6 protein-coding genes are annotated in these 3,951 nt (G+C 72.1%); 3 read left to right on the top strand and 3 right to left on the bottom strand.

The annotated features are described in order from the left end of the window. On the top strand, window positions 1-723 hold a 723-nt coding region (locus tag H0X00_RS22360), incomplete at its 5' end, for a polysaccharide deacetylase family protein (RefSeq protein WP_293774979.1). Here the strand turns inward: H0X00_RS22360 and H0X00_RS22355 are convergent. Then, complete coding sequence (locus H0X00_RS22355) at window positions 720-1,481, bottom strand: XdhC family protein (RefSeq protein ID WP_293774978.1); 762 nt, start codon at window positions 1,479-1,481, stop codon at window positions 720-722. The two genes, H0X00_RS22360 and H0X00_RS22355, sit on opposite strands and share 4 nt — an antisense overlap. A 193-nt stretch (window positions 1,482-1,674) precedes the next feature. On the opposite strand from H0X00_RS22355, the gene H0X00_RS22350 reads away from it, so the two are divergent. Both H0X00_RS22350 and H0X00_RS22345 read left to right on the top strand, forming a co-directional pair. Then, on the top strand, window positions 1,675-1,944 hold the full coding sequence (locus H0X00_RS22350) for a hypothetical protein (RefSeq protein WP_293774976.1): 270 nt from the start codon (window positions 1,675-1,677) through the stop codon (window positions 1,942-1,944). Window positions 1,945-1,986: 42 nt separating this feature from the next. Then, a complete protein-coding gene (locus H0X00_RS22345) occupies window positions 1,987-2,745 on the top strand; it encodes a class I SAM-dependent methyltransferase (RefSeq protein WP_293774974.1) in 759 nt (252 codons plus the stop codon). A 60-nt stretch (window positions 2,746-2,805) separates the two neighbouring features. On the opposite strand, the gene H0X00_RS22340 is transcribed toward H0X00_RS22345, so the two are convergent. Next, window positions 2,806-3,291, bottom strand: coding sequence for a peroxiredoxin (locus H0X00_RS22340; RefSeq protein ID WP_293774973.1), 486 nt, complete (start codon window positions 3,289-3,291; stop codon window positions 2,806-2,808). An 89-nt stretch (window positions 3,292-3,380) separates the two neighbouring features. After that, window positions 3,381-3,951, bottom strand: a 571-nt coding sequence (locus tag H0X00_RS22335; protein WP_293774972.1) for a hypothetical protein, incomplete at its 5' end; no start/stop codon positions are given.

Here is a 3,951-nt window from a genome sequence, read left to right as displayed (position 1 = left end):
GCGGCGGCGCTGGTCAGCACGGCCGCGCAGGGCGTGGGCGCGGCCGGTGACACCCGGGACATCGACTGCCGGGTCACCAAGTGCGTGGCGATCACCTTCGACGACGGCCCTGGTCTCTCCATCGACAAGCTGCTGACGGCCCTCGACGACGCCGGCGCCCGGGCGACCTTCTTCGTGCTGGGCGATGTGTCGGCGGCGCGGCCGGCCAGCCTGAAGAGGATTGCCGCAGCCGGCCACGAGATCGGCAGCCACACCTGGGATCACGAAGCGCTCCCGACGCTGACCGACGAGCAGATCCGCTCCGAGCTGACCCGCTCGGCCGACGTCATCGAGAAGATCACCGGCGCCCGCCCGGAACTGTTGCGCCCGCCCTACGGGTCGCTGAGCGCCCGGGTCACCGGCATCCTCGGGGCCCGGCAGTGGCCGATCATCCTGTGGGACCTGGACCCGGAGGACTGGAAGGACCGCGACGCCGACACCGTCTACAAGCGCGTGGTCGCCCGCACCCGACCGGGCTCGATCGTGCTGCTGCACGACATCCACGCGACCACGGTCGCCGCGGTGCCGCGGATCCTGGCCACGCTGGCCGACCGCGGGTACACCTTTGTCACCGTCTCCGAGCTGTACGGCCGCACGCTGACCGTCGGCGAGGTCTACTACGACCGGGTCGACGCCTACGTCGGGAAGAAGGCGGCGGCGATCAAGCCGGCTGAAGCGGACTAGCGGAACCCGCCCGGCCGGGCGTTGCGGTCGGCGATCAGCCCGGCCAGCGTCGAGATCGCGATCTCGGCCGGCGTCCGCGATCCGATGTTCAGCCCGACCGGGCGGTGCACCCGGTCGATCTGGCGCTCCGGCACCCCGAGGGCATGGAGCAGCTCGCGGTGCCGACCGGGGTGGCGCGGGTTGCCCAGCACGCCGATCCACCGGGTCGTCCCGGCCAGCGCGTCGCGCAGCACCAGCCCGAGCTCGGGGCGGTGGTGGTCGGTCACCACGAAGTCGCAGCTCGCGTCCAACTCGGCCGCTCCTACGGAGGTGACCAGGTCAGGGGCCCAGGCCCGGGCCTGCTCGGCCAGGTCCGGGTCCGGCTCGACCAGCACGGCGCGGAACCCGCACTCCGCCCCGAAGGTCAGCAGGTGCCGGGCGGTCTCGCCGGCGAACACCACGACCAGGGTCCGGGTGGGCGCCTCGGTCGGCGCCCCGTGTGCCACATCGCAGTTCGCCTCGGTCGCGGCGTGCGCGGGCAGGGCCGCGGACGCGCTGACGTAGACCCCGGAACCACGCCGGGCCACCGCCAGGCCTTCCCGCTGCAGTTCGGCGAGGGCCTGGCGCACCGTCATCCGGGCAACCTTGTACCGCGCCATCAGGTCGTTCTCGCCGGGTAGGGCCCCGCCGGGGCTGTACTCACCGCGGGCGATGCCGGAGCGCAGGTCGTCGGCGATCCGGCGGTATTTCAGCGTCTTGGGCTCGTCCTGGGCAGCCATCGGGCGCCTCCGGGGTGAGCTTCAGGACGTACCGGCGACGAACCCGGACGAATGTCGCCCACAACGTATGAGAACAGGCATGGCCCGAAAAGCAGCCCATGCCCCTCCTTAAACACTCTTGACACTCAGACCGGTCGACTTTCTAATCTCTCTAGAGAACTAAGGGCAGAACGGGTGCCGAGGGAGGAAGTCGATGAGCCGGACATCGCAGCGCGTCGACGCTCCTGACCTCCCGGCCGAGTCGCTGCAGGCCGCCGCGGCGCCCGTCCGCGACGTCCCGCCGTTGCCCACCCCGAGCCGGGTCCGCCGCCGGCGGGTCAGCCCGAAGTACTGGGTGTTCCGGATCCGCATCGGCTGGCGCCGGCGTCGCCTCAACGGCGACGCGGCGCTGCTGGTGCTCTGCTTCGTTCTGTTCGCGGCCACCATCGCCGTCGGTGTCGGCCTGGTGATTCAGGCGGCCTGACCCCTCGGCCCGCCGAGCTCGCTTTCCCGGCAGGATGTCCGGATGCTGCACTCCAGCTCCGGGCGTCAGGGCTACTACGGCGTGGAGTCCCCCGCGATCCCGGGGGTACAGTCCTTCATCGCGCTGATCATGATGCAGGCGGGCCTCACCAAGACCGGTGACGGCGACGATCAGGGCTGGTGGCTCGTCGTCTTCGGTGCGGCCCTGCTCGGCATCGCGCTGGCCTACCTGCAGGCCAGTCGTCGAGGCCGGTTTCGCGCCTGGTCGCGTGAGCTCGGCGCGCTCGACCTGCGCGGCGACGAGACCATCCTCGACCTCGGCTGCGCGCGCGGCGCGGTGACGACCCTGGCCGCGGGCCGGGTGCCGAGCGGCGTCGTGGTCGGGGTCGACAGCTGGGCCCGCAGCGGCCTGCTGGCCAACAACCGGCGCGGCACCGACGACCAGATTGCCAAAAACAACGCCCGGGTCGAGGGCGTGACCGATCAGGTCCAGTTCATCGCCGGCGACTTGGACGACCTGGCCTCCGACGGCAACCACTTCGACGTGGTGCTCTCCGGCGGCGGGATCGGGCGGCTCGGCTCACCCGGCACGCGGATGGACGCTATCGACGAAGCGGTCCGGGTGGTCAAACCCGGTGGTCGCCTGGTCATCGCCGACGTGCGCAACACCCGCCGCTATGCGGCGCGGCTGTCCGAGCTCGGCTGCGAGGACGTGCGCTCGCACTCCGCCGGCTACGAGACCTGGTACGGCGGGCCGTGGCTCCCGTTGGTCTTCGTCACCGCCCGCAAGCCCACCGCTTAACGCGCAACGTCCGAAGAAGCGAGCCTCATAGCTCTCGCTTCCTCGGACGCGACGAGTGGTTCAGAGCCTGCTGAGGATGTTCTCGCAGGAGGACGCGTTCACGCCCGGGCCTGGCTCGACCTCGAGCTTGGTGATGGTGCCGTCCTCGATGACCGCGGCGTAGCGCTGCGAGCGGGTCCCCAGGCCGTAGCCGGACCCGTCGAAGGTCAGGCCCATCGCGCTGGCGAAGACGCCGTTGCCGTCGGCGAGCATGTCGACCTTGCCCTTGGCGCCCTGTACGTCGGCCCACGCGTCGAGGGTCCAGGCGTCGTTGACGGCGATGCAGACGACCTTGTCGACGCCCTTGCCCGCGAGGTCGGCCGCGCCGTTGACGAAGCCGGGCAGGTGCTGCGTGCTGCAGCCTGGGGTGAAGGCGCCGGGAACGGCGAAGAGCACGACCTTGCCGGTGCCGAGCACCTCGGCGCTGCTGACCGAGGCCGGCGCACCGTCCTCGCCGAGCACCTTGACCTCGACGTCCGGAACCTTGTCGCCAACTGCAACTGCCATGCCGTCACTCCCGCGCTGGGTGGCCCGCCACTCGGGCGCATCGGTCTCGACGCTACCCAACGAGGTTGTGCCCTGCCTCGACCCGGGCGTCAGCCGAGGTCGCCGAGCTTGGCCGCGACCCGGCGCAGGTCGCGCAGCCGCCGCTCGAACGTGGTGCCGAGGACGAGCAGCACCAGGCCGGCGCCGCCGATGCTCACCCAGCGCGGCAGGCCTGCGGCGACCGGGCCGAGCTGGATCAGGGCGTCGACGGCAAGGACCGCGCCGCCGAGTACCAGCGGCGCCTGCAGCCGGGAGCGGACCCCGGCGAGCAGCACGACCAGCGCGACCCCGCCGAGCAGCAGCGGCCGGACCAGGCCGTCCTCGCCGAGGGTCACCGCCAGGCTGGGCACCAGACCGGTGGACAACCCGGCGCCGTAGGCCTGCCACGAGGAGAGCTCCTGGTTGCGTCGGCGGGCGAACCAGCCGACCACCAGCAGGGCGATGGCCGGTCCGGCGGTGTACGCCTCGGGCTGCTCGACGTTCGCCTCCACCAGGCGCACCCAGCTGGCCAGGGTGAGCAGCGCGCCGGCCGGCCAGCCGACCGGGTGCCGGTCCCTTGCGCAGCGCGACCAGCGCGGCGGCGGTGCCCGCGGCGAGCAGGGCGTTCGAGCTCCACAGCGC

The sequence above is a fragment of the Sporichthya sp. genome (assembly GCF_013815995.1).
GTDB lineage: Bacteria > Actinomycetota > Actinomycetes > Sporichthyales > Sporichthyaceae > Sporichthya.
This window is presented reverse-complemented; position numbering and strand designations above follow the sequence as displayed.

Bases quoted from the DNA above. Each gene is read 5' to 3' on its own strand.
- H0X00_RS22340 (WP_293774973.1), bottom strand. From the start codon at position 3,291: ATGGCAGTTGCAGTTGGCGACAAGGTTCCGGACGTCGAGGTCAAGGTG.
- H0X00_RS22355 (WP_293774978.1), bottom strand. From the start codon at position 1,481: ATGGCTGCCCAGGACGAGCCCAAGACGCTGAAATACCGCCGGATCGCC.
- H0X00_RS22350 (WP_293774976.1), top strand. From the start codon at position 1,675: ATGAGCCGGACATCGCAGCGCGTCGACGCTCCTGACCTCCCGGCCGAG.
- H0X00_RS22345 (WP_293774974.1), top strand. From the start codon at position 1,987: ATGCTGCACTCCAGCTCCGGGCGTCAGGGCTACTACGGCGTGGAGTCC.